The sequence below is a fragment of the Scandinavium manionii genome, from assembly GCF_024764775.1.
GTDB classification, from domain to species: Bacteria; Pseudomonadota; Gammaproteobacteria; order Enterobacterales; family Enterobacteriaceae; genus Scandinavium; species Scandinavium manionii.
Genome location: NZ_JALIGC010000025.1, coordinates 1 through 26,134 on the forward strand (window position 1 = coordinate 1; position 26,134 = coordinate 26,134).

Below are 26,134 nucleotides of genomic sequence, written 5' to 3' on the forward strand. Positions count from 1 at the left end.
GTGGCGTATATTACGCTTTCCTCTTTCAGAGTCAACCCTTAATTTCAGGATTTTTAACTCTCATCGCCGCCGGTACACTGTGAAGTTGTTCACATGTTCCGTGTCGATGGAGGCGCATTATAGGGAGTTCTGATGGTACCGCAACACCTAAATGACAGAAAAATGACTGACTGCTGCATTCCACAGCAAAACCCCGCCTTATACCCATTTACACACAGAGTTATCCACAAACGAGAGAAAACCCAAAAAATCACGAGCGATGCGCAAACGTTTTCGTTACAATGCCCGCGCTAAAACAAGGATGCCCCGTGAGGGGCGTTAGCTGAGTTTTTCGGTAAAAATTCAGCTAACGCTCTCTGTAATCGTCAAATCCAGGGGATTTACCATGCAACAACGTCGTCCAGTCCGCCGCGCTTTACTCAGCGTCTCTGATAAAGCCGGTATCGTCGAATTCGCACAGGCACTTTCCGCACGTGGTGTGGAGCTGCTGTCTACCGGTGGAACCGCTCGCCTGTTAGCAGAGCAAGGTTTGCCGGTTACCGAAGTTTCCGATTACACCGGTTTCCCTGAAATGATGGACGGACGCGTTAAGACGCTGCACCCGAAAGTACACGGTGGGATCCTCGGCCGTCGCGGTCAGGATGATTCCATTATGGAAACACACGGGATCGCGCCGATCGATATGGTTGTCGTTAACCTTTACCCGTTTGCCCAGACCGTTGCCCGCGAAGGCTGCTCTCTGGAAGATGCAGTTGAGAATATCGATATTGGTGGCCCAACGATGGTTCGCTCCGCTGCCAAGAACCATAAAGATGTGGCGATCGTAGTAAAGAGCAGCGACTACGCTTCTATTATTAGTGAGATGGATGCTCAGGAAGGCTCTCTCTCTCTCGAAACCCGTTTCGATCTCGCCATTAAAGCCTTCGAGCACACCGCAGCCTACGACAGCATGATTGCCAACTACTTCGGCAGCCTGGTCCCGGCCTATCACGGTGAAACCAAGCAACCAGCCGGTCGCTTCCCGCGTACCCTGAACCTGAACTTCATTAAGAAGCAGGATATGCGCTACGGTGAAAACAGCCATCAGCAGGCAGCCTTCTATATAGAAGAAGAAATAAAGGAAGCGTCCGTCGCTACCGCACAACAGGTGCAGGGAAAAGCGCTTTCCTATAACAACATCGCCGATACCGATGCCGCCCTGGAATGTGTGAAGGAATTCAGCGAACCGGCCTGTGTGATCGTCAAGCACGCCAACCCATGCGGTGTGGCGGTTAGCGGCTCCATTTTGGATGCATACGATCGCGCGTACAAAACCGACCCGACTTCTGCGTTCGGCGGCATTATTGCCTTTAACCGCGAACTGGATGCCGAAACGGCACAGGCCATCATCTCCCGCCAGTTCGTGGAAGTGATCATTGCACCATCTGCGTCTGAAGAAGCGCTGAAAATCACTACGGCGAAACAAAACGTCCGCGTGCTGACCTGCGGCCAGTGGGATACCCGCCTGGCCGGTCTCGATTTCAAACGTGTTAACGGTGGCCTTCTTGTTCAGGACCGTGATTTGGGCATGGTGACCGCTGGTGAACTGCGCGTGGTCAGCAAACGCCAGCCGAGCGAACAGGAACTGCGTGACGCGCTGTTCTGCTGGAAAGTGGCCAAGTTCGTTAAATCTAACGCCATCGTTTATGCCAAAGAGAACATGACCATTGGTATAGGCGCCGGTCAGATGAGCCGCGTGTACTCCGCGAAAATTGCCGGGATTAAAGCGGCCGATGAAGGCCTGGAAGTAAAAGGCTCCGCGATGGCGTCCGATGCCTTCTTCCCGTTCCGCGATGGTATTGATGCCGCAGCATCCGTAGGCGTGACCTGCGTTATCCAGCCTGGCGGTTCCATCCGCGATGAAGAAGTCATTGCTGCGGCTGATGAACACGGCATCGCGATGATCTTCACTGACATGCGCCACTTCCGCCATTAATTCCCGGAGCAGACAATGAAAGTTTTAGTAATTGGTAACGGCGGGCGTGAGCACGCCCTGGCGTGGAAAGCGGCGCAGTCGCCGCTGGTTGAGACCGTATTCGTAGCACCGGGCAATGCGGGCACCGCACTTGAGCCGACGCTGCAAAACGTGGCGATTAACGCCACCGATATTCCGGCGCTGCTGGACTTCGCACTAAGTGAAAAGATTGGCCTGACTATCGTTGGTCCGGAAACGCCGCTGGTGCTGGGTGTCGTTGATGCGTTCCGCAACGCGGGCCTGACCATTTTCGGCCCAACGCAAGCCGCTGCACAGCTGGAAGGCTCCAAGGCGTTCACCAAAGACTTCCTGGCGCGCCATAAGATCCCAACAGCTGAATACCAGAACTTTACCGAGGTTGAACCCGCGCTGGGTTATCTGCGCGAGAAAGGCGCGCCGATCGTTATCAAAGCCGACGGTCTGGCCGCAGGTAAAGGCGTTATTGTCGCAATGACGCTGGAAGAAGCCGAAGCCGCGGTCCACGACATGCTGGCGGGTAATGCGTTTGGCGATGCGGGCCACCGGATCGTAATCGAAGAGTTTCTCGATGGTGAAGAAGCCAGCTTTATCGTGATGGTCGATGGCGAGAATGTACTGCCAATGGCCACCAGCCAGGATCATAAACGCGTAGGCGATGGCGATACCGGGCCAAATACCGGCGGCATGGGTGCGTATTCTCCGGCGCCAGTGGTGACCGACGACGTTCACCAGCGCACCATGGATCGCGTTATCTGGCCAACCGTGCGCGGCATGGCGGCGGAAGGCAACATCTATACTGGTTTCCTGTATGCCGGACTGATGATTGATAAAGAAGGCAATCCGAAGGTTATCGAGTTCAACTGCCGTTTTGGCGACCCGGAAACACAACCTATTATGCTGCGCCTGCAGTCTGACCTGGTTGAACTGTGCCTCGCGGCCTGCGAAGGCAAACTGGATGAGAAAACTTCCCGTTGGGATCCACGCGCATCGCTTGGTGTGGTGATGGCCGCAGGTGGCTATCCTGGCAACTATCGCAACGGCGACGAAATTCACGGTCTGCCGCTGGAAGAAGTTGAAGGCGGGAAAGTGTTCCAGGCTGGCACTACGCTGTCGAATGACGATCGCGTATTGACCAACGGCGGTCGCGTCCTTTGCGTCACGGCGCTGGGCGAAACCGTGGCCGACGCGCAGAAACGTGCTTACCAGTTAATGCAGGATATTCACTGGGAAGGCAGCTTTAGCCGGAAAGATATTGGTTACCGCGCGATTGCGCGTGAGCAAGGCAAGTAATCCTGATCATTCGCCCTTTCCCGCGTGGAGAGGGCAACTCTTCTTAGAAACTCTTTTCCGTCGGCTGCCAGGTGCAGAAATCTTCATTCGCCACCAGCAACAGCTGCGAACCTTCCGGCGCTTCCAGCCACGCCACGTTCACTTCCACCGAGGAATGACTCTGACGTCGTTCGATGTGACTTATTGCATGTGCTTCTAAATCAGGCTTGATCGTCTGCCCTTCGCAGGTCGTCACGGTGTGATTTGCATGCCAGCGTCCCTGACGCAGTACCACACGGCCCTGACGCAGTGCATCGCTGGTCTGACGGATTTGCTGCGCCTGGTAGCGATATAACGCTATCTGGTCGTTTGAAAGCTGCTGTTTTTGCCCGTCGACTTCACGTTGCATAAAGCTCAGGTCGCCGTGGTCATCAAAACGCACGCGAATGTGTTCCGGCGGCTTGCCGTAAATATTGAGTTCAATCAGAGAGAGCGTATCGCCCTGCCAGCGGTATTCGCTGGTTGACGTGTTCCCGCTGCGCCACGGGCTGAATGCCGCGAGCATATGGGTTTCATTGTCGGAATCTTTACGCCAGATGCGCACTGCGCCCTGGTTGTCTGCATAACCGCTGGCTGTAAATGGCGGCAGAGACGAATTGTGGCTACAGGCAGACAGTAGCAACGCACCAGCCAGCGTCAGCGAGCGACGCCAGATGGACAAAAGGGGCGAAACCGCCCCTTCGTTTAAACTGTTCACCGGCACGCAGTCTTACTTAACTGCGTCTTTCAGAGCTTTACCAGAAACAAATGCCGGCACGTTAGCTGCGGCGATTTTGATTTCGTTACCGGTCTGCGGGTTGCGGCCAGTACGCTCAGCGCGGTGGTTCACTTTGAAGGTACCGAAACCAACCAGTTGTACAGCATCACCTTCTTTCAGAGACTCAGTAATTGCAGCCAGAGTAGATTCCAGGGCAGATTTAGCCTGTGCTTTTGACAGGTCAGCCTTGTCCGCAATTACATCAATCAGTTGAGTCTTGTTCATATGTTATCCTTACAATGTGTTTATCGCTTGCTAAGCATCGAGTGCGACGGAAATGCCAAAAAAGCACTCTCCTGCATACACGCACCGATAGCCACTTTTTTTCGCCTTCCAAATGTAGACCAGACGGGGGGCAGATGTGAAGCCTTCAGGCACGACAATTCGGACTGAATGTCACGTTTTGTGGCTTCATTGATTAAAATTTATGCCGATATTACTCTCGCCAGCCTCACGGAGGTCTGCGCGCAGCCCTTTTATCAGTTCAAGATCGCGTTCTTCGCACTCTGCCAGAAGCCTGAAAATTTCCCACTGGATGTCCCATTCCTGCTCAACTGCTGGGTTTTCTTTCAGCTCTTCATCTGTCATTTCGCGACCGGCCTGGGTCATTTCAAGCATCGCGACGGTCGTAATAGAAGACTTGCTGACTTCAATGGCATGCTCGAGGGTTTCACCACTCAGACGCGAATGCACCAGTTCACTCAATGCCACGCAGGCATCAATCGCCGGGTACACACCGTACATGTCGAAATCATCCGCAACCGGGATCGCTTCTTCCAGCTTTTCGAGCTGACTGTCGAAGTTTACCTTGGCGTCCTTCACGGTCAGGGTTTCCCAGATAAGATCGAGAATACGACGATAAATCTGCCCATCGGCAAATTCAGTCTGCTGACAGAACATGGCGTAGTTCGGATACATGCGCTCGCACAGGCAAGCCATGAAGGTCACATGCTGCCAGCTTTCCAGCTTCTCAAGGCGCAGATGAATCGGGTTTTGTAACATGATGAGCTCTCGAATGCGTTAATTAGCGGCAGTTTACCTGAATCAGGGCTGAATTGCTTGCCAACGCAGGAAGGCAGGCCTTCCGGAGGCAACTGCATCGGCCCAGCGGGTAGGTTCCGGGAGACGATAGCCCTGCATGCAGCGCTGAACCCACGCCAAAGCGCTGTCCTGGCTGACGCGATGTCCGGTGGCGATAAACAGCGGATTACAGCGCGCTTTGCTGCGCCAGACCCAACCCAATTGTTCCTGTTTATCCATCAGTGGTGCCAGGGCGTCCGGTTCGGCAGACAACGGTTCGAACTTACCGCACAGGCGTTTTTTCGCCACGCCGATCGTCGGAACGTCCACCAGCAAACCAAAGTGGCTGGCGACACCCAAACGCCGCGGATGGGAAATGCCGTGGCCATCGACAAACAGTAAATCAGGTTTACGGGAAAGTTGCTCCCACGCCGCCAGCAGCGCGGGATATTCACGGAATGACAGGAAGCCGGGGATGTAAGGCATGGTGGTAGGAATACGCGCTATCTGGTATTCCACCAATTCGAGGCCCGGATAGGTCAACAGGACGATGGCCGCGCGGGTTATCTCGCCACCCTGCTCGAATCCCACATCAGCACCGCCGATGAGCCTCGGAGGATCTTCAGAAAAACGATCCTCGCGGATCACGGACGACGCTAACGCCCGCTGTTGTTCACGAAGACCCGCAAGATCCATAATTCGTCCTTAGCGATGATACTGCGGCGACAGACGGTGTACGGCATCAACGAATGCCCCCGCGTGTTCTGGTGGTACATCCTGATGGATGCCGTGGCCAAGGTTAAACACGTGCCCTTCTCCCTCGCCAAATCCAGCCAGAATGGTCGCGACTTCTTCTTCGATGCGTGCAGGCTGCGCGTACAGCATCGACGGGTCCATATTGCCTTGTAGCGCAACTTTATTCCCCACGCGACGACGCGCATCAGCAATATCCGTGGTCCAGTCGAGGCCCAGCGCATCGCAGCCGGTTTCTGCCATCGCTTCCAGCCATTGCCCGCCGCCTTTAGTAAACAGCGTTACCGGCACGCGACGGCCTTCGTTTTCACGCAGCAGGCCATCAATAATTTTGTGCATGTAGTAGAGGGAGAACTGCTGATAGTCACGCCCGGTCAGCACGCCGCCCCAGGTGTCGAAAATCATCACCGATTGCGCCCCAGCTTTGATTTGCGCGTTCAGATACAGCGTGACGCTCTTCGCCAGTTTATCGAGCAGCAGATGCAGCGCCTGCGGATCAGCATACATCATCTTTTTGATCACGGTAAACGCTTTACTGCTGCCGCCTTCAACCATGTAAGTGGCCAGCGTCCACGGGCTGCCGGAGAAACCAATCAGCGGCACTTCGCCCTTCAGTTCACGGCGAATGGTCCGCACCGCGTTCATCACGTAGCCCAGTTCCTGTTCTGGATCCGGCACTGGCAACTTTTCTATATCAGCCTTGGTTTTCAACGGGGAAGTAAAACGCGGGCCTTCACCGGTTTCAAAATACAGGCCCAGCCCCATCGCATCAGGAATGGTCAGAATGTCCGAGAAGAGGATCGCCGCATCCAGCGGGAAACGGCGCAATGGCTGCAACGTCACTTCGCAGGCCAGCTCCGCGTTTTTGCACAGCGACATAAAATCGCCCGCTTCGGCACGCGTGGCTTTGTACTCCGGCAAATAGCGGCCCGCTTGTCTCATCATCCAGACAGGGGTGATATCAACAGGCTGGCGCAGCAGCGCACGCAGATAACGATCGTTCTTCAGTTCGGTCATGTTTGCAGTTCCTTTATGCGTCATGCGGGAAGTGTACCATCACTCATAGTCTGCCCGACACATCGCCACCGTATCTTCAATCAAACGACGCGCCACGGTGCCCGGCGGGGGCAACAGCGGCAAGTTGTCATAGCGATACCAGTTGGCTTCAATCAGCTCTTTCGGGTCGATCACGATATCGCCGCTGTCGTAATCAGCCATATAAGCCGTCATCAGCGACTGCGGGAACGGCCACGGTTGCGAGGTCACATAGCGAAGATTTTTAACGCGGATACTGCTCTCTTCCATCACTTCTCGCGCCACCGCCTGTTCGAGGGTTTCCCCCACTTCGACAAACCCCGCCAGCACCGTGTGCACGCCGTTGCGATGGCGCGAGTGCTGGGCCAGTAGAATCGAATCATCGCGGCGGATAGCCACAATAATGCACGGCGCAATTTGCGGGTAATAACGCTCGCGGCAGTGACTGCATAGCATCGCCCATTCGGTTTTGCTCGGGTGCATGGTGTGCCCACAGTATCCGCAGAATTTATGGGAGCGATAAAACTCCGTCAGCTGAACGCCGCGCCCGGCAAGCTGGAACAACCCCACGTCCTGATCCAGCACCTGACGAACCGTGCCCATATCCTGGCGTCGCGCCTGCTGAATCAGCCAAACGGGTTCTCCCTGCCATTCCCCGATTGGCATCGCATTCAGACCGACAAGATCGAATTTTTCCGCCTCGCCATGCGGCAACTCGCCGCCAGGCAGCCATAATTTCTGTTCGTGGCTGACAATCCACCAGCCGCTATCTAATTTTTCAATTATACGATCCATATCTATTGCACTACCTTCGCTTCACTGGCACTTTGTTAACAGTGCTTTTACATTTTTGGGTAAGCCGGTTTTGCTCTTTCACATGCGGAGTCCATCATGCTAAACCAGTTAGAAAGCCTGACAGAGCGCGTCGGCGGCAGCCACCAGCTTGTTGATCAATGGCTTCAGGTACGTAAACAGTTGATCGTCGCCTATTACAATCTGGTTGGCATTAAGCCTGGCAAAGGATCGTATATGCGTCTGAACGAGAAAGCACTGGACGATTTTTGTCAGCGCCTGGTGGATTATCTCTCCGCCGGCCATTTCAGTATTTATGAACGCATTGTCGGCGAATTGAAAGGTGAAAACCCACTTTTGGCGGCAACAAAGCTCTATCCGCAACTCGAAGGCAACACCCAGCAAATTATGGAAATGTATGATTCCAGTCTGGAAACCGCCATTGATGACGACAATTGCATGGAGTTTCAACGGGTGTTATCCGGTCTCGGCGAAGCGCTCGCTGCCCGCTTTACGCTGGAAGACAGCCTGATTGCGCTGGCACTGGATAACAAGCTAAACGGCAGCGCGAACGATGAAAATCAGATTGCGCGTCCTGCTTGAGTTCTTAAGCGTTAACGAGTAATTTACATTCTTCACCTCGCCGCTGGCGGGGTTTTATCTTGTCGGAGTGCCCATTTGGGCTGAGACCGTTAATTCGGGATCCGCGGAACCTGATCAGGTTAGTACCTGCGAAGGGAACAAGAGTCACACATTTTTACGTCGCCTGATGGCGCGCGTAATCTCTTAGTTCATCCGTCGTCTGACAAGCCATTTCCTCCATACACTGGAATGCGCTATGTCTACTACTAAACTCTCCCGCCGCGAACAGCGTGCACACGCCCAACACTTTATCGATACCCTCGAAGGTACGGCTTTCCCCAACTCAAAACGGATTTATCTCAATGGTTCTCGCGACGATATTCGCGTGCCGATGCGTGAAATCCAGCTCAGCCCAACGCTCCTTGGCGGCTCCAAAGATAACCCTCAGTTCGAACAAAACGAAGCCGTGCCGGTGTATGACACTTCCGGCCCGTATGGCGATCCGGATATTGCGATCAACGTGCAGCAGGGCCTGGCCAAAGTGCGCCAGCCGTGGATTGACGCGCGCCATGATAGCGAACCGCTGGATGAACGCAGCTCCGCTTACACCAAACAACGTTTGGCCGACGATGGCCTCGACGAACTGCGGTTCACCGGCCTGCTGACGCCCAAACGCGCCGTCGCGGGAAAATGCGTGACCCAGCTGCACTACGCCCGTCAGGGGATCGTCACCCCTGAAATGGAATTCATCGCCATTCGCGAAAACATGGGCCGCGAGCGCATTCGTGGCGAAGTGTTACGCCACCAGCATCCGGGCGAAGGTTTTGGCGCGCGTCTGCCAGAAAACATCACTCCAGAATTTGTACGCGATGAAGTCGCCGCCGGTCGCGCCATCATTCCAGCCAACATCAATCATCCGGAATCTGAACCGATGATCATCGGCCGCAATTTTCTGGTGAAGGTTAACGCCAATATCGGCAACTCGGCGGTCACGTCGTCCATCGAAGAAGAAGTGGAAAAACTGGTGTGGTCGACGCGCTGGGGCGCAGACACGGTGATGGATTTATCCACCGGGCGCTACATCCACGAAACCCGCGAGTGGATCCTGCGCAACAGCCCGGTGCCGATTGGCACGGTGCCGATTTATCAGGCGCTGGAGAAAGTGAACGGTATTGCCGAAGACCTGACGTGGGAAGCATTCCGCGACACGCTTCTCGAACAGGCGGAACAGGGAGTAGATTACTTCACCATTCACGCGGGCGTTCTGCTGCGCTACGTACCGATGACCGCCAAACGCCTGACCGGCATCGTTTCCCGCGGCGGCTCAATCATGGCGAAATGGTGTTTGTCGCACCATCAGGAAAACTTCCTGTATCAGCATTTCCGCGACATTTGCGAAATCTGTGCCGCGTACGATGTGTCCCTCTCGCTGGGCGACGGCCTACGCCCAGGATCCATTCAGGATGCCAACGACGAAGCACAGTTTGCCGAGCTGCATACCCTTGGCGAACTGACCAAAATCGCCTGGGAATACGACGTACAGGTGATGATTGAAGGCCCGGGCCACGTGCCGATGCAGATGATCCGCCGCAACATGACCGAAGAACTGGAACACTGCCACGAAGCGCCGTTCTACACGCTGGGGCCGTTGACCACCGATATCGCACCGGGCTATGACCATTTCACCTCCGGGATTGGCGCGGCGATGATTGGCTGGTTCGGCTGTGCGATGCTGTGCTACGTCACACCAAAAGAGCATCTCGGATTACCGAATAAAGAAGACGTTAAACAAGGGCTTATCACCTACAAAATTGCCGCCCACGCGGCTGATCTGGCGAAGGGCCATCCGGGTGCGCAAATCCGCGATAACGCCATGTCGAAGGCGCGCTTTGAATTCCGCTGGGAAGACCAGTTCAACCTGGCGCTCGATCCGTTCACCGCCCGTGCCTATCACGACGAAACCCTGCCGCAGGAATCCGGCAAAGTGGCGCACTTCTGCTCGATGTGCGGGCCGAAGTTCTGCTCGATGAAAATATCCCAGGAAGTGCGCGACTACGCGGCGGCGCAGACCATCGAAGTGGGCATGGCGGATATGTCAGAAAACTTCCGCGCCAAAGGTGGCGAAATCTATCTGCGTAAGGAGGAAGCCTGATGATTCAGCCTGATTTCCCTGCGGTGCCGCAGCGCCTGGGCCTTTATCCGGTCGTCGACAGCGTGGAGTGGATTGCGCGTTTGCTGGACGTCGGCGTGCGCACGCTCCAGCTGCGCATTAAAGACAAAACCGATGATGAAGTGGAAGCGGACGTTATTGCCGCGATTGCGCTGGGCCACCGCTATCGCGCCCGGCTGTTTATCAATGATTACTGGCGGCTGGCAGTCAAACATCGGGCCTACGGGGTGCATCTCGGTCAGGAAGATTTGGCCGTAACCGACCTGGACGCTATCCGTGACGCAGGCCTGCGGCTCGGTGTTTCGACGCATGACGATATGGAAATTGACGTAGCGCTAGCGGTGAAACCGTCGTACATCGCGCTTGGCCATGTTTTTCCGACACAAACCAAGCAGATGCCGTCAGCCCCGCAAGGGCTGGCGCAGCTGGCTGGACATATCGCGCGGTTGAACGATTACCCGACGGTGGCGATTGGTGGCATTAGCCTCGAACGCGCCCCGTCAGTGCTGGCCACCGGCGTCGGCAGTATTGCGGTCGTCAGCGCCATTACTCAAGCGCAGGACTGGCAGCTGGCCACCGCGCAACTGCTGGAAATGGCGGGAGCGGGCGATGAATGACCATCAATTTATGCGCTACAGTCGCCAGATCTTGCTCGACGACATCGCAATTGAAGGGCAGCAGAAGCTGCTCGCCAGTCGGGTGCTGATTGTTGGCCTCGGCGGTCTGGGCTCACCGGCAGCGCTATATCTGGCCGGAGCGGGCATCGGCACGCTGGTGCTGGCCGATGATGACCACGTTCATATCAGTAATTTGCAGCGACAAATCCTGTTTACGTCGGCAGATATAGACCAACCCAAATCAGAAGCTACCCAACGGCGGCTTTCGCAACTCAACCCGGACATCACGCTTATCGCGCTGAACCAGCGCCTCAGCGAGGAGCCACTCCACCATCAGGTTCAACAGGCCGATGTGGTGCTCGACTGTACCGATACGATGGCAAGTCGACAGGCGATTAACGCCGCCTGCGTCGCACACGGTACGCCGCTGATCACCGCCAGCGCTGTCGGCTTTGGCGGGCAATTGATGGTCGTCACCCCGCAGCTGACGCATGGCTGCTATCGCTGTGTATGGCCCGATGAACTGGAACCCGAACGCAACTGCCGCACCGCAGGGATCGTCGGGCCGGTTGTTGGCGTGATGGGCACGTTGCAGGCGTTAGAAGCCATCAAACTGTTGTGCGGAATGGAAACGGCGCAGGACGTTCTGCGTCTGTTCGATGCGCGTTCTGGCAACTGGCGATCGTTGACCCGAACACGCTCAGTTGATTGCCCAGTATGCGGAGGTGCTGATGCACATTCTCGTTAACGATGAGCGCGTGATATGTGAAGCCGGGATACACGTGGCGGCGCTGCTGGCACAACTCGACCGGGACAAACCCGGCGTCGCACTGGCGCTCAACCAGCAGATTTTACCGCGCCCCCAATGGGCGGAACATCCGTTGCAGGAAGGCGATGCGCTCCTGCTTTTTCAGGCCATCGCCGGAGGCTGACATGTTACGTATCGCCGATAAAATCTTTGAATCACACCTGTTCACCGGCACCGGAAAATTTGCGTCGTCTGAGCTAATGGTCGATGCCATTCGGGCCTCTGGTAGCCAACTGGTCACACTGGCGATGAAGCGCGTCGACCTGCGTCAACACAATGATGCGATTCTCCAGCCACTGCAGGATGCTGGCGTTTCACTTTTGCCGAATACATCCGGAGCCAAAACGGCGGAAGAAGCCGTTTTTGCCGCCCGTCTGGCGCGCGAAGCGCTGGGCACGAACTGGCTCAAACTGGAAATTCATCCTGATGCCCGCTGGCTGTTGCCGGATCCGATTGAAACGCTGAAGGCTGCGGAAATGCTGGTGAAAGAAGGGTTTGTGGTCCTGCCTTACTGCGGTGCCGATCCTGTCCTGTGCAAACGTCTTGAGGACGTCGGCTGCGCGGCGGTGATGCCGCTGGGCGCGCCGATTGGTTCGAATCAGGGGCTGGAAACCCGGGCGATGCTGGAAATTATTATTGCGCAGGCCACGGTTCCGGTGGTGGTAGATGCGGGGATTGGCGTGCCGAGCCATGCCGCGCAGGCACTGGAGATGGGGGCTGATGCGGTGCTGGTGAATACCGCGATCGCCGTGGCAGATTTTCCCGTTCAGATGGCCACCGCCTTTCGCCTTGCGGTAGAAGCAGGCGTATTGGCGCGTGAAGCAGGGCCTGGTGCAAAAAGCAGGCAGGCTCAGGCCACCAGCCCGCTGACCGGTTTTCTGGAGGCGTTGTGATGGCAACCTTCACTGAACACTGGCGACAGCTCGACTGGGATGACATCCGACTGAAAATCCACAGTAAAACAGCGGCGGACGTGGAACGCGCCCTCGCCGCTCGTCAGCTCACCCGAGACCATTTCATGGCCCTGCTCTCCCCTGCAGCCGATGCGTATATTGAGCAGCTTGCCCAGCGGGCACAGCTGCTGACCCGCCAGCGTTTTGGCAATACCGTCAGCTTCTACGTTCCACTGTATCTGTCAAATCTCTGCGCCAACGACTGCACCTACTGCGGCTTTTCAATGAGCAACCGTATCAAACGCAAGACGCTGGATTCACAGGAAATTAGCCGCGAATGCGAGGCGATCCGCGCGATGGGCTTTGAGCATCTGCTTTTGGTCACCGGCGAGCATCAGGCGAAAGTGGGTATGGATTATTTTCGTCTCCATTTGCCGGATATTCGCCGCCGGTTTTCGTCAATACAGATGGAGGTTCAGCCCCTGTCGCAGGCTGAGTATGCCGAACTGAAAACGCTGGGCCTCGATGGCGTGATGGTCTATCAGGAAACGTATCACGAAGCGATGTATGCGCGACATCATCTGAAAGGCAACAAACAGGATTTCATCTGGCGACTGGAAACACCCGACAGATTGGGCAAAGCGGGGATTGATAAAATCGGTCTCGGGGCACTAATTGGGCTTTCAGACAGCTGGCGCGTGGATTGCTATATGGTGGCGGAGCATCTGCTCTGGTTGCAGAAGCATTATTGGCAGAGCCGCTACTCTATCTCATTTCCCCGTTTGCGGCCCTGCGCCGGAGGCGTTGAACCTGCGTCGTTAATGGATGAACGTCAGCTGGTACAAACCATCTGCGCATTTCGCCTGCTGTCGCCGGACATTGAGCTATCGCTGTCAACCCGTGAATCGCCAGCGTTTCGCGATCGGGTGGTCCCTATCGCCATCAATAACGTCAGCGCATTTTCCAAAACGCAGCCCGGCGGCTATGCCGACAATCATCCTGAACTGGAGCAGTTTTCGCCGCATGATGGACGCCGTCCGCAAGAGGTCGCACAAGCCCTGGTCGCCAGCGGTTTACAGCCAGTATGGAAAGACTGGGACAGCTGGTTGGGGCGCTCCTCGCAATAATCTGGCAACGCCTGTCAGTATGAGAAGAACGTGCTGAACCGGCCTCGCAGAGTCGATCTTCACACATTGCTGAGGAAAATCATGTGCCTTACGCTGTCCGGGTCAGCAGGGAATGTTGACCAGGGCGGCGATTCCTTCCTCTCCCGCCCTGCCCCATCCATCGATAAAACACGGAATGCAAGTTTACAACAGGGGAAAAACAGGAGCGTACGCAGCGGAACAGTGCAATTCTTGATTGTTGATACAGACCCGCTACGACTGGCTTTTTTGTCTGCAAGGCTCAAACTGTAACCGGTTTCATTTTTTTGCGGTTATCTTTGTGATGGCTTACACACAATCGCCGCAAAGCAGTTGTTGAATACTCCGTCACGCGATAAAGATGGGGTATCAAGGACCATGAGGGCTAGTTATGAAGAACATCGTTTTATGCTGTGCAGCAGGTATGTCCACCAGCATGCTGGTTCAACGTATGAAAGACGCGGCTCAGAAGAAAGGCGTCGAAGTCACTATCAAGGCAGTCCCTGTCGCCGAATTCAAAGATAACATCGGCGCCGCTGATATCGTGCTGCTGGGGCCACAAGTGAAATATGAACTGGCTAAGCTCCAGGCAGAAGCCGAGCCGCTGGGTAAAAAAGTCGCGGTTATCGATATGATGGATTACGGCATGATGAAAGGTGATGTCGTTCTTGAGAAAGCCCTCAAGCTGATGGAGTGAGATGTGGAAGATTTAGAAACGATTATCATGGAGCTGCTGGTAAATGCTGGCGCTGCACGTAGTTCTGCATTAACCGCACTGCAACTCGCTCGTAAAGGCGATTTTGCTGCAGCGGAGCAGTCAATGGATGAGTCGCGTGAGTTTGTGAAACATGCGCATACCATTCAGACCCAGTTGATTGGCCTCGACGAAGGCACTGGCAAACTGCCGGTTAACCTGATTACCGTTCACTCTCAGGACCACCTGATGAACGCAATGGTGATTCAGGATCTGGCGGGCGATATGATTGAACTGTACCGCCGTCTGCCGCTGGTAAACTAATAATACGATTTTCCTCAGACACACAAGATGCCCGCAATGCGGGCATTTTTGTTTTTGCCTATAGACGACCGCGTACGGCAGCCATAAAAAAACCCGCCGAAGCGGGTTTTTATTTAGCGTTATCAGCAACGATTAATCGTTGTTGGAACCGCCGAGGCCTGCGTTCAGCAATTCTGCCAGGCTGGCAGACGCATCTTCAGCAGTCACCTGCGGTGCGGCAGGTACATCACCCGCTGCACGACGACGGATACGATCCTGATGGTACGCGTAACCGGTACCAGCTGGGATCAGACGACCCACGATAACGTTCTCTTTCAGACCGCGCAGTTCGTCGCGTTTGCCCGCAACGGCTGCTTCGGTCAGTACGCGAGTTGTCTCCTGGAACGATGCCGCAGAGATGAACGACTCGGTAGCCAGGGATGCTTTGGTAATACCCAGCAGATCGCGCGCATAAGTTGCGCTGATTTTGCCATCCGCTTCCAGATCGCGGTTAGCGATCTTAACGCGGGAGTATTCAACCTGCTCGCCTTCGAGGAAGTCGGAGCTGCCAGCGTTCGCGATAGTTGCTTTACGCAGCATCTGACGCACGATAACTTCGATGTGCTTATCGTTAATCTTAACGCCTTGCAGGCGGTAAACTTCCTGCACTTCGTTCGTGATATAACGAGTCACCGCGTGAACACCACGCAGACGCAGAATGTCGTGTGGCGCTTCTGGGCCATCGGACACTACGTCACCGCGTTCTACGCGCTCACCTTCGAACACGTTGAGCTGACGCCATTTCGGAATCATCTCTTCGTAAGCATCGCTGCCATCAATCGGGGAGATCACCAGACGGCGTTTACCTTTGGTTTCTTTACCGAAGGAAATGATACCGCTGATTTCTGCCAGAATTGCCGGCTCTTTCGGACGACGTGCTTCGAACAGATCCGCAACGCGTGGCAGACCACCGGTAATATCCTTGGTACCGCCGGATTCCTGTGGAATACGCGCCAGGGTGTCACCAGAGCTGATTTGCACGCCATCATCCAGCTGAACAATCGCTTTACCTGGCAGGAAGTACTGAGCCGGCATATCAGTGCCCGGGATCAGAACGTCGTTGCCTTTGGCATCGATGATTTTCAGTGCAGGACGCAGGTCTTTACCACCGGCGGTACGTTCTGCAGAATCCAGAACCACCAGGGAAGACAGACCGGTCAGTTCGTCGGTCTGACGAGTAATCGTCTGGCCGTCGATCATGTCAGTGAAGCGAATGAAACCAGCCACTTCAGTGATTACCGGCATGGTGTGCGGATCCCAGTTTGCTACGGTCTCGCCGCCAGCAACCTGCTCACCATCACCTTTCGCCATTACAGCACCGTAAGGCACTTTATAGCTTTCTTTGGTACGACCGAATTCGTCGATCAGCTTCAGCTCGGTATTACGAGAGGTCACAACCAGCTTGCCAGCGGAGTTAACAACCGACTTGGCGTTAGACAGCTTGATGCTACCCTTGTTTTTCACCTGGATGCTGGATTCAGCAGCCGCACGAGATGCCGCACCACCGATGTGGAACGTACGCATCGTCAGCTGTGTACCCGGCTCACCGATGGACTGTGCCGCGATAACACCAACTGCTTCACCTTTGTTGATGATGTGGCCACGCGCCAGGTCACGACCATAGCAGTGCGCACATACACCAAAGTCGGTGTCACAAGATACAACAGAGCGAACCTTCACGGAGTCAACAGAGTTAGCTTCGAGCAGGTCACACCAGTGTTCGTGCAGCAGCGTGTTGCGCGGAACAAGGATGTCTGCGGTACCCGGCTTCAGAATATCTTCTGCAGTTACACGGCCCAGAACGCGATCGCGCAGCGGCTCTTTAACATCACCACCCTCGATAACCGGGGTCATGGTGATACCTTCGAGGGTGCCACAATCGTCTTCGGTAACGACCAGATCCTGTGCAACGTCAACCAGACGACGCGTCAGATAACCGGAGTTCGCTGTTTTCAGTGCGGTATCCGCCAGACCTTTACGAGCACCGTGAGTGGAGATGAAGTACTGGAGTACGTTCAGACCTTCACGGAAGTTCGCGGTGATTGGCGTTTCGATGATGGAGCCATCTGGCTTCGCCATCAGACCACGCATACCTGCCAGCTGACGAATCTGTGCTGCGGAACCACGCGCACCGGAGTCGGCCATCATGTAGATGCTGTTGAAGGAAACCTGCTGCTCTTCAACGCCGTCACGGTTAATCACGGTTTCAGTCTGCAGGTTATCCATCATCGCTTTGGAAACACGATCGTTCGCCGCTGCCCAGATATCGATAACTTTGTTGTAGCGTTCGCCCGCGGTTACCAGACCAGACTGGAACTGCTCCTGGATCTCAGCAACTTCAGCTTCCGCTTCAGAGATGATCTCGTGTTTCTTCTCTGGGATAACCATATCGTCGATACCTACGGACGCACCAGAGCGCGCTGCATAGGCAAAACCGGTGTACATGGTCTGGTCAGCAAAGATAACGGTCGGCTTCAGGCCCAGAATGCGGTAACAGGTGTTCAGCATTTTGGAGATAGCTTTCTTGCCCAGCGCCTGGTTGACGATGGAGAAAGGCAGACCTTTCGGTACGATCATCCACAGAATCGCACGACCAACGGTCGTATCGATGATACTGGTTTTCGCAACGAATTCGTCCTGAGCGTCTTTTTCGTATTCGGTGATACGCACCTTAACGCGCGCATGCAGAGAGGCCAGGCCAGCGCGATAAATACGCTCAGCTTCTTTAGGGCCAGTCAGCACCATGCCTTCGCCTTTGGCGTTAACACAGTCACGGGTCATGTAGTACAGACCCAATACAACGTCCTGAGAAGGAACGATGATTGGCTCGCCGTTCGCAGGTGACAGGATGTTGTTGGTAGACATCATCAGCGCACGCGCTTCAAGCTGGGCTTCCAGCGTCAGCGGTACGTGAACAGCCATCTGGTCACCATCGAAGTCGGCGTTATATGCCGCACAAACCAGCGGGTGCAGCTGAATTGCTTTACCTTCGATCAGAACCGGTTCAAACGCCTGGATACCCAAACGGTGCAGAGTTGGTGCACGGTTCAGCAGTACCGGGTGTTCGCGGATAACTTCGTCCAGGATATCCCAAACGACAGCTTCTTCGCGCTCAACCATTTTCTTAGCGGCTTTGATGGTGGTGGCCAGGCCACGCAGTTCCAGCTTGCCGTAGATGAACGGTTTGAACAGTTCCAGTGCCATTTTCTTAGGCAGACCGCACTGATGCAGACGCAGGTATGGACCTACGGTGATTACAGAACGACCGGAGTAGTCAACACGCTTACCGAGCAGGTTCTGACGGAAACGACCCTGTTTACCTTTGATCATATCGGCCAAAGATTTCAGAGGACGCTTGTTAGAACCGGTGATCGCACGACCGCGACGACCGTTATCCAGCAGGGCATCAACCGCTTCCTGCAGCATACGTTTTTCGTTACGTACGATGATATCTGGCGCAGCCAGATCCAGCAGACGTTTCAGACGGTTGTTACGGTTGATCACGCGACGATACAGATCGTTCAGATCCGACGTTGCGAAACGACCACCATCCAGCGGTACCAGTGGACGCAGATCTGGCGGCAGAACCGGCAGAACTGTCAGGATCATCCACTCTGGTTTGTTACCAGATTGAACGAACGCTTCCAGCAGTTTGATACGCTTGGTCAGCTTTTTACGCTTAGTTTCAGAGTTGGTTTCGTTCAGCTCTTCGCGCAGAGTTTCACACTCTTGCTCCAGATCCATGCTCTTCAGCAGGGCCTGGATAGCTTCCGCACCCATCTTCGCGTCGAATTCGTCACCAAACTCTTCCAGCGCATCCAGATACTGCTCTTCAGTCAGGATCTGATTGCGTTCCAGGTTGGTCATGCCGCCTTCGATAACAACATAAGATTCGAAGTACAGTACGCGTTCGATATCACGCAGTGGCATATCGAGCAGAAGACCGATACGGGACGGCAGAGATTTCAGGAACCAGATGTGGGCAGTCGGAGACGCCAGCTCGATGTGGCCCATGCGCTCACGGCGCACTTTGGTCTGGGTCACTTCAACGCCGCACTTCTCACAGATAACACCACGGTGTTTCAGGCGCTTGTACTTACCGCACAGGCACTCATAGTCTTTTACCGGCCCAAAAATACGGGCACAGAAGAGACCGTCACGTTCAGGTTTGAACGTACGGTAGTTGATGGTTTCTGGCTTTTTAACTTCACCAAAAGACCATGAACGGATCATGTCTGGCGATGCCAGAGCAATTTTGATCGCATCAAACTCTTCGGTTTTAGTTTGCGCTTTCAGAAACTTTAATAAGTCTTTCACGGATTTGCTCCCGTCGGAGTTAGCACAATCTGGCGCCGGGTATTACCCCGGCACCAGTGACCTGTTTGAGCGAGAGTTACTCGTCTTCCAGTTCGATGTTGATACCCAGCGAACGGATTTCTTTCAACAGTACGTTGAAGGATTCCGGCATGCCCGGTTCCATCTGATGGTTGCCGTCCACGATGTTTTTATACATCTTAGTACGACCATTCACATCATCAGACTTAACGGTGAGCATTTCCTGCAGGGTGTATGCTGCGCCATATGCTTCCAGCGCCCACACTTCCATCTCACCGAAGCGCTGACCACCGAACTGTGCCTTACCACCCAGCGGCTGCTGAGTAACGAGGCTGTAAGAACCAGTGGAACGAGCGTGCATCTTGTCATCGACCAGGTGGTTCAGTTTCAGCATGTACATGTAACCTACGGTTACCTGACGCTCAAACTGCTCACCGGTACGACCATCGAACAGTGTAATCTGACCAGAAGAAGGCAGACCGCCGAGCTCCAGGAGCTCTTTGATTTCTGACTCTTTCGCACCATCGAAGACTGGAGTCGCGATTGGCATACCTTTTTTCAGGTTCTCAGCCAGACGCAGAACTTCGTCATCGGTGAAGGTGCTCAGGTCGACTTTCTGACGAATGTCGGTACCCAGATCGTAGGCACGCTGGATGAATTCGCGCAGTTTCGCGACTTCTTCTTGCTGCTTCAACATGGCGTTGATTTTCTCGCCGATGCCTTTGGCTGCCATACCCAGGTGAGTTTCCAGGATCTGACCGATGTTCATACGAGACGGTACACCCAGCGGGTTCAGTACGATGTCTACCGGCGTACCGTTAGCATCGTGCGGCATATCTTCGATCGGGTTGATCTTCGAGATAACACCCTTGTTACCGTGACGACCCGCCATTTTATCACCAGGCTGGATCTGACGTTTAACGGCCAGATACACCTTAACAATCTTCAGCACGCCTGGTGCCAGATCGTCGCCCTGAGTGATTTTGCGGCGTTTCGCTTCGAGTTTCTTCTCGAACTCGTGCTTCAGTTCGTCGTACTGTTCAGCCAGCTGTTCCAGCTGATTTTGTTTCGCTTCGTCGGTCAGACCGAGCTCCAGCCAGCGGTCGCGTGGCAGTTTGTCGAGCTTCTCAGCTTCAACACCACCGGCAACCAGCACAGCGTAGATACGGCTAAACAGGCCAGCTTCGAGGATCTGCAATTCTTCAGACAGGTCTTTCTTCGCCTGCTTCAGCTGCATCTCTTCGATTTCCAGCGCACGTTTGTCTTTTTCCACGCCATCGCGGGTAAAGACCTGAACGTCGATAACAGTACCGGAAACACCGTTTGGTACGCGCAGAGAAGAGTCTTTAACGTCAGACGCTTTCTCACCGAAAATTGCACGCAGCAGTTTCTCTTCTGGCGTCAGCTGGGTTTCACCTTTAGGCGTTACCTTACCAACCAGAATATCGCCGCCGGTCACTTCCGCACCAATGTAAACGATACCGGATTCATCAAGTTTAGAGAGCGCAGCTTCACCCACGTTCGGGATGTCAGCAGTGATCTCTTCTGGCCCCAGCTTGGTGTCGCGGGACACACATGCCAGTTCCTGAATGTGAATCGTGGTGAAACGATCTTCCTGAACCACACGCTCGGAGACTAAGATGGAGTCTTCGAAGTTGTAGCCGTTCCACGGCATGAACGCTACGCGCATATTCTGACCGAGCGCCAGTTCACCGAGGTCGGTGGACGGGCCATCTGCCAGCACGTCGCCGCGCTCAATTGGTTCACCCAGGTTTACACACGGCATCTGGTTGATACAGGTGTTCTGGTTAGAACGGGTGTATTTGGTCAGGTTATAAATGTCGATACCTGCTTCGCCCGGGTACATCTCGTCGTCGTTAACTTTGATAACGATACGGGACGCATCCACGTACTGAACGGTACCGCCACGTTTGGCAACGGCGGTTACGCCGGAGTCAACCGCTACAGCACGCTCCATACCGGTACCAACCAGCGGCTTATCAGCACGCAGAGTTGGAACCGCCTGACGTTGCATGTTCGCACCCATCAATGCACGGTTAGCATCATCGTGTTCCAGGAACGGGATCAGGGACGCACCGACGGAAACCACCTGTTGGGTGGATACGTCCATGTAGTCAACCTGGTCACGGCTGAACAGGCTTGATTCGCCACGGCTACGACAGGTTACGAGGTCTTCTTCAAAGTGGTTTTCGTCATCCAGGTTGGAGTTCGCCTGAGCGATGACGTAGTTGCCTTCTTCGATAGCAGACAGGTAATGAATTTCGTCAGTCACAACACCGTCGGTCACTTTACGATACGGAGTCTCAAGGAAGCCGTATTCGTTTGTCTGTGCGTACACGGACAGTGAGTTGATCAGACCGATGTTTGGACCTTCAGGCGTTTCGATTGGACATACGCGACCGTAGTGAGTCGGGTGTACGTCTCGAACTTCGAAGCCCGCACGTTCACGGGTCAGACCGCCTGGGCCGAGGGCAGAAATACGACGCTTGTGCGTGATTTCAGACAACGGGTTGTTCTGGTCCATAAACTGAGACAGCTGGCTAGAACCAAAGAACTCTTTCACCGCAGCAGAAATCGGCTTGGCGTTGATCATGTCCTGAGGCATCAGGGTGTCAAGGTCGCCCAGAGACAGACGCTCTTTAACCGCACGCTCAACACGTACCAGGCCAACACGGAATTGGTTTTCAGCCATTTCGCCAACAGAACGGATACGACGGTTGCCGAGGTGGTCGATATCATCCACTTCGCCCTGGCCGTTACGAATGCCGATCAGTTTACGCATAACCTGGATGATGTCGTCTTTGCTCAGGATACCTGAACCTTCGATTTCATCACGCAGCAGAGAACGGTTGAACTTCATACGACCAACCGCTGACAGGTCATAACGGTCTTCGGAGAAGAACAGGTTCTCGAACAGGCTTTCAGCCGCTTCGCGAGTTGGTGGCTCACCAGGACGCATCATACGGTAGATCTCAACCAGCGCGCTTAAGCGGTCGTTGGTTGGGTCGACACGGATGGTCTCGGACATGTATGCGCCGTGATCCAGGTCGTTGGTGAACAGCGTTTCGATACGCTTGTGACCTGACTGGCTCAGCTTCGCCAGCAGATCCAGGCTCAGCTCCATGTTCGCCGGGCAGATCAGCTCACCAGTGGACGCATCGACGTAGTCTTTTGCAGCCACTTTGCCAGCAATATACTCAACCGGAACTTCGATGAGTTTAATGTCATCTTTTTCCAGCTGGCGAATGTGGCGGGCAGTGATACGACGACCTTTCTCGATGTACACCTTACCGTCTGCTTCGATATCGAAGGAGGCAGTTTCGCCACGCAGACGCTCAGGGATGAGTTCCATCTGCAGCTTGTTATCACGGATTTCGAAAATAACTTTTTCGAAGAACAGATCAAGGATCTGCTCAGTGGTGTAACTCAGCGCGCGCAGGATGATGGTCGCAGGCAGCTTACGACGACGGTCGATACGGACAAACAGGTTGTCTTTCGGATCGAACTCGAAGTCCAGCCAGGAACCACGGTAAGGGATGATACGTGCGTTATAAAGCACTTTACCCGAAGAGTGGGTTTTACCCTTATCGCTGTCAAAGAAGACGCCCGGGCTACGGTGCAACTGAGAAACGATAACACGCTCAGTACCGTTGATGACGAAGGTACCGTTATCGGTCATGAGCGGAATTTCGCCCATGTACACTTCTTGTTCTTTAATGTCTTTTACTGTGCCTTCCGGCGCTTCACGCTCATAAATCACCAGACGCAGTTTAACGCGCAGGGGAGCGGAATAGGTCACGCCGCGAATCTGACATTCTTTAACGTCAAATACAGGCTCGCCCAGACGATAGCTCACATACTGCAGCTCTGAATTGCCGCTGTAGCTCGCGATCGGGAACACGGAGCGGAAAGCCGCTTCGAGACCATACTGACCTTCAGGATCTTGCTCGATGAACTTCTGGAACGAGTCAAGCTGGATAGAAAGGAGATAAGGTATGTCCAGAACTTGTGGACGTTTACCAAAATCCTTACGAATACGTTTTTTCTCGGTATAGGAGTAAACCATAGGGTTCCTCAGCTCGCTGACAAGTCGACCGACTCTGCCCATTAGAGGGGCAGTTTATGCAACACTATTTTGTGGACCGGAAAATGGAACACTTTCCGCAATACCTGTTGCTATCACGCTTAAACCATTTCGTTGCGGTTTACACAAGGCGAGCACCCTGTCGCAATATATTAAGTCGTCGATAGAAACAAGCATTGTCAGGACAGCCAGCAGTCAAACAGTGTGAAATGCTACTGGCGCCTTACAGCGCAAAAAGGCTGGTGACTAAAAAGTCACCAGCCATCAGCCTAATTACTCAGGCTGCAACCGGAAGGGTTGGCTTATTTAACTTCAACTTCAGCGCCAGCTTCTTCCAGAGATTTTTTCAGTGCTTCTGCGTCATCTTTGCTCACGCCTTCTTTCAGAGCGGCTGGAGCAGATTCTACCAGGTCTTTAGCTTCTTTCAGACCCAGACCAGTTGCGCCACGTACAGCTTTGATCACTGCAACTTTGTTAGCGCCAACTGCTTTCAGAACGACGTCGAATTCAGTTTTTTCTTCAGCAGCTTCAGCTGGGCCTGCAGCAACAGCTACAGCGGCAGCAGCGGAAACACCGAATTTTTCTTCCATTGCAGAGATCAGTTCTACAACGTCCATTACAGACATAGCGGATACTGCTTCAATGATTTGATCTTTAGTGATAGACATTTAAATTGTTCCTGAAAATCAGAATTAGTTTATACGTAAGCCAATGCGTTATAAAGATAACTGCTATTAAGCAGCTTCTTTCGCATCGCGTACAGCAGCCAGAGTGCGAACCAGTTTGCCAGCCGAAGCTTCTTTCATGGTTGCCATCAGGCGTGCAATTGCTTCGTCGTAGGTTGGCAGTGTAGCCAGGCGATCGATTTGCGATGCCGGGATCAACTCACCTTCAAAGGCTGCGGCTTTGACCTCAAATTTTGCATTCGCTTTCGCGAAATCTTTGAACAGACGAGCAGCTGCGCCCGGGTGTTCCATAGAATATGCAATCAGGGTCGGACCAACAAACGTGTCTTTCAGGCACTCAAACTGAGAACCTTCAACGACGCGGCGCAGCAGGGTGTTACGAACAACACGCATGTATACGCCAGCTTCACGGCCTGCTTTACGCAGTTCGGTCATTTTGTCTACAGTAACGCCACGGGAATCCGCAACTACTGCAGACAGCGCGCCTTTGGCTACTTCGCTGACTTCAGCAACAATCGCTTGTTTGTCTTGAAGATTTAAAGCCATTAGCTTTGCTCCTGGATGTTTGCCAGAGATTATCTCTGGAACTCACTTCACTCTTTCCAACGAAAGAGCGTCTTAATACGGTGAGCAGAAACAAGCCAAAGAGTATCAAAAATAATCTTAGCGTTCTGTCACCGTCTACGCAGGGTATTAAGTTTCTGACGAAACGCCTGCGGTCTTCGACGGAGGCCTGGATTAGGCCAGGCTCCAACGAACAAATCTGTATCTGCTAACCAACGTTAACAGAATCGTGGGGGGAAGATTGTAGACAAATCCACCGCCCACGTAAAGGCTAATCTTAGTTCGCTACTGCGGTAAGACCAGCCTGGTCAACGGCAACGCCAGCACCCATGGTGGTGGAGAGGCTGACTTTCTTGATGTACACGCCTTTAGCCTGAGTTGGTTTCGCTTTTTTCAGCGCAACCAGCAGGGATTCCAGGTTTTCTTTCAGTTTGTCAGCGTCAAAATCCACTTTACCGATGGTGGTGTGGATGATGCCGTTTTTGTCGTTACGATAACGAACCTGACCTGCTTTAGCGTTATTAACCGCTTCAGCAACGTTAGGCGTTACAGTACCAACTTTCGGGTTAGGCATCAGGCCACGTGGACCCAGAACCTGACCCAGTTGGCCAACAACGCGCATTGCATCCGGGGAAGCAATAACAACGTCAAAGTTCATTTCGCCTTTCTTGATCTGGTCAGCCAGATCTTCCATACCTACCAGCTCTGCGCCAGCAGCTTTAGCTGCTTCAGCGTTTGCGCCCTGGGCAAATACGGCTACGCGAACGGAACGGCCAGTACCGTGTGGCAGTACAGTTGCACCACGTACGTTCTGGTCAGATTTACGAGCGTCGATGCCGAGGTTAACAGCAACGTCTACGCTTTCAGTAAATTTAGCGGTGGCCAGCTCTTTCAGAAGAGCGATGGCTTCGTTGATGTCATACTGTTTAGTTGCATCAACTTTCTCACGGATCACGCGCATACGCTTGGTCAGTTTAGCCATTTCTTAATCCTCCACTACCAGGCCCATGGAACGCGCAGTACCTTCGATTGAGCGAGTCATCGCTTCAATGTCAGCACCAGTCATGTCGGCAGCTTTAGTCTGCGCGATTTCCTGCAGCTGAGCGCGAGAAATTTTACCAACTTTCTCTTTGTTCGGCTTGCCGGAACCAGACTTAATACCTGCAGCTTTCTTCAGCAGAACCGCAGCTGGCGGAGTCTTGGTGATGAAAGTGAATGAACGGTCAGCGTAAACGGTGATGACGACAGGAGTCGGCAGACCTTTTTCCAGGGATTCAGTTTTTGCGTTGAACGCTTTACAGAATTCCATGATGTTCACGCCCTGCTGGCCCAGTGCTGGACCAACCGGTGGACTTGGGTTCGCCATACCAGCTGCAACCTGCAGCTTGACGTAGGCTTGTACTTTCTTAGCCATTCTCAATTTCCTCTATTGGGTAATAGCGCCTCAAGGAGGCTCCCCGTGATTAATACGTGATTTATGTGCACAAGGCCCA

General features: G+C 54.0%; 23 protein-coding genes and 1 riboswitch. Of the genes, 11 read left to right on the forward strand and 12 right to left on the reverse strand.

The genetic code is table 11. The features are described 5' to 3' along the window. Window positions 1-385 precede the first annotated feature (385 nt). Together purH and purD are read left to right on the forward strand one after the other, a co-directional pair. Complete coding sequence (gene purH / locus MUU51_RS00260) at window positions 386-1,975, forward strand: bifunctional phosphoribosylaminoimidazolecarboxamide formyltransferase/IMP cyclohydrolase (RefSeq protein WP_159776907.1); 1,590 nt, start codon at window positions 386-388, stop codon at window positions 1,973-1,975. Window positions 1,976-1,990: 15 nt separating this feature from the next. After that, window positions 1,991-3,283 carry a phosphoribosylamine--glycine ligase gene (gene purD / locus MUU51_RS00265; RefSeq protein WP_159776906.1) on the forward strand — a complete coding sequence of 431 codons (1,293 nt, stop codon included), beginning with the start codon at window positions 1,991-1,993 and terminating at the stop codon, window positions 3,281-3,283. 43 nt (window positions 3,284-3,326) lie between these two features. Here the strand turns inward: purD and MUU51_RS00270 are convergent, their stop codons facing one another. From MUU51_RS00270 to nudC, 6 genes are all read right to left on the reverse strand, one after another. After that, entirely contained in the window at window positions 3,327-4,019 is a 693-nt protein-coding gene (locus tag MUU51_RS00270) for a DUF1481 domain-containing protein (RefSeq protein WP_258966862.1), read from the reverse strand. Between the two features lie 12 nt (window positions 4,020-4,031). Beyond that, window positions 4,032-4,304, reverse strand: a complete 273-nt coding sequence (hupA, locus tag MUU51_RS00275; protein WP_159762011.1) for a nucleoid-associated protein HU-alpha — start codon at window positions 4,302-4,304, stop codon at window positions 4,032-4,034. A 186-nt stretch (window positions 4,305-4,490) separates the two neighbouring features. Beyond that, complete coding sequence (locus tag MUU51_RS00280) at window positions 4,491-5,081, reverse strand: YjaG family protein (RefSeq protein ID WP_110512506.1); 591 nt, start codon at window positions 5,079-5,081, stop codon at window positions 4,491-4,493. Window positions 5,082-5,123: 42 nt separating this feature from the next. Further along, complete coding sequence (gene nfi, locus MUU51_RS00285) at window positions 5,124-5,795, reverse strand: deoxyribonuclease V (protein WP_159776904.1); 672 nt, start codon at window positions 5,793-5,795, stop codon at window positions 5,124-5,126. Window positions 5,796-5,804: 9 nt separating this feature from the next. Continuing rightward, complete coding sequence (gene hemE / locus MUU51_RS00290; protein ID WP_258966863.1) at window positions 5,805-6,869, reverse strand: uroporphyrinogen decarboxylase; 1,065 nt, start codon at window positions 6,867-6,869, stop codon at window positions 5,805-5,807. A 39-nt stretch (window positions 6,870-6,908) separates the two neighbouring features. Beyond that, window positions 6,909-7,682, reverse strand: coding sequence for an NAD(+) diphosphatase (gene nudC / locus MUU51_RS00295; RefSeq protein WP_159776902.1), 774 nt, complete (start codon window positions 7,680-7,682; stop codon window positions 6,909-6,911). Window positions 7,683-7,778: 96 nt separating this feature from the next. Between nudC and rsd the strand changes: the two genes are divergently transcribed. From rsd to MUU51_RS00340, 9 genes are all read left to right on the forward strand, one after another. Then, window positions 7,779-8,282: a sigma D regulator gene (rsd, locus tag MUU51_RS00300; protein ID WP_258966864.1), complete on the forward strand. Its 504-nt coding sequence runs from the start codon at window positions 7,779-7,781 to the stop codon at window positions 8,280-8,282. Window positions 8,283-8,335: 53 nt separating this feature from the next. Continuing rightward, window positions 8,336-8,436, forward strand: a riboswitch (TPP riboswitch). Window positions 8,437-8,517: 81 nt separating this feature from the next. Beyond that, window positions 8,518-10,413, forward strand: a complete 1,896-nt coding sequence (gene thiC / locus MUU51_RS00305; RefSeq protein WP_159776900.1) for a phosphomethylpyrimidine synthase ThiC — start codon at window positions 8,518-8,520, stop codon at window positions 10,411-10,413. Further along, window positions 10,413-11,048 carry a thiamine phosphate synthase gene (thiE, locus tag MUU51_RS00310; RefSeq protein ID WP_159776899.1) on the forward strand — a complete coding sequence of 212 codons (636 nt, stop codon included), beginning with the start codon at window positions 10,413-10,415 and terminating at the stop codon, window positions 11,046-11,048. The genes thiC and thiE overlap by 1 nt, the downstream gene beginning before the upstream one ends. Next, on the forward strand, window positions 11,041-11,796 hold the full coding sequence (locus MUU51_RS00315; protein ID WP_159776898.1) for a HesA/MoeB/ThiF family protein: 756 nt from the start codon (window positions 11,041-11,043) through the stop codon (window positions 11,794-11,796). The genes thiE and MUU51_RS00315 overlap by 8 nt, the downstream gene beginning before the upstream one ends. Beyond that, on the forward strand, window positions 11,780-11,980 hold the full coding sequence (gene thiS, locus MUU51_RS00320; protein WP_159776897.1) for a sulfur carrier protein ThiS: 201 nt from the start codon (window positions 11,780-11,782) through the stop codon (window positions 11,978-11,980). The genes MUU51_RS00315 and thiS overlap by 17 nt, the downstream gene beginning before the upstream one ends. Window position 11,981: 1 nt before the next feature. Then, window positions 11,982-12,749: a thiazole synthase gene (gene thiG / locus MUU51_RS00325; RefSeq protein WP_159776896.1), complete on the forward strand. Its 768-nt coding sequence runs from the start codon at window positions 11,982-11,984 to the stop codon at window positions 12,747-12,749. Then, window positions 12,749-13,876: a 2-iminoacetate synthase ThiH gene (gene thiH / locus MUU51_RS00330; protein ID WP_159776895.1), complete on the forward strand. Its 1,128-nt coding sequence runs from the start codon at window positions 12,749-12,751 to the stop codon at window positions 13,874-13,876. The genes thiG and thiH overlap by 1 nt, the downstream gene beginning before the upstream one ends. Before the next feature lie 409 nt (window positions 13,877-14,285). Continuing rightward, a complete protein-coding gene (locus tag MUU51_RS00335) occupies window positions 14,286-14,591 on the forward strand; it encodes a PTS sugar transporter subunit IIB (RefSeq protein WP_159776894.1) in 306 nt (101 codons plus the stop codon). Between the two features lie 3 nt (window positions 14,592-14,594). Further along, window positions 14,595-14,912, forward strand: a complete 318-nt coding sequence (locus MUU51_RS00340; RefSeq protein WP_159776893.1) for a PTS lactose/cellobiose transporter subunit IIA — start codon at window positions 14,595-14,597, stop codon at window positions 14,910-14,912. A gap of 132 nt (window positions 14,913-15,044) precedes the next feature. Here MUU51_RS00340 and rpoC read toward each other — a convergent pair whose 3' ends face one another. The 6 genes from rpoC to rplK form a co-directional block, all read right to left on the reverse strand. Next, window positions 15,045-19,268 carry a DNA-directed RNA polymerase subunit beta' gene (gene rpoC / locus MUU51_RS00345; RefSeq protein WP_159776892.1) on the reverse strand — a complete coding sequence of 1,408 codons (4,224 nt, stop codon included), beginning with the start codon at window positions 19,266-19,268 and terminating at the stop codon, window positions 15,045-15,047. 76 nt (window positions 19,269-19,344) lie between these two features. Beyond that, window positions 19,345-23,373 carry a DNA-directed RNA polymerase subunit beta gene (gene rpoB, locus MUU51_RS00350; protein WP_159776891.1) on the reverse strand — a complete coding sequence of 1,343 codons (4,029 nt, stop codon included), beginning with the start codon at window positions 23,371-23,373 and terminating at the stop codon, window positions 19,345-19,347. A 320-nt stretch (window positions 23,374-23,693) separates the two neighbouring features. Then, window positions 23,694-24,059 carry a 50S ribosomal protein L7/L12 gene (rplL, locus tag MUU51_RS00355; protein WP_110512490.1) on the reverse strand — a complete coding sequence of 122 codons (366 nt, stop codon included), beginning with the start codon at window positions 24,057-24,059 and terminating at the stop codon, window positions 23,694-23,696. Between the two features lie 66 nt (window positions 24,060-24,125). Then, window positions 24,126-24,623 carry a 50S ribosomal protein L10 gene (rplJ, locus tag MUU51_RS00360; RefSeq protein ID WP_110512489.1) on the reverse strand — a complete coding sequence of 166 codons (498 nt, stop codon included), beginning with the start codon at window positions 24,621-24,623 and terminating at the stop codon, window positions 24,126-24,128. A 295-nt stretch (window positions 24,624-24,918) separates the two neighbouring features. Beyond that, a complete protein-coding gene (rplA, locus tag MUU51_RS00365; protein ID WP_159776890.1) occupies window positions 24,919-25,623 on the reverse strand; it encodes a 50S ribosomal protein L1 in 705 nt (234 codons plus the stop codon). A 3-nt stretch (window positions 25,624-25,626) separates the two neighbouring features. Further along, window positions 25,627-26,055 (reverse strand): 50S ribosomal protein L11, encoded by a 429-nt coding sequence (gene rplK / locus MUU51_RS00370; protein ID WP_110512487.1) that lies wholly within the window; start codon window positions 26,053-26,055, stop codon window positions 25,627-25,629. Between the last annotated feature and the right edge of the window lie 79 nt (window positions 26,056-26,134).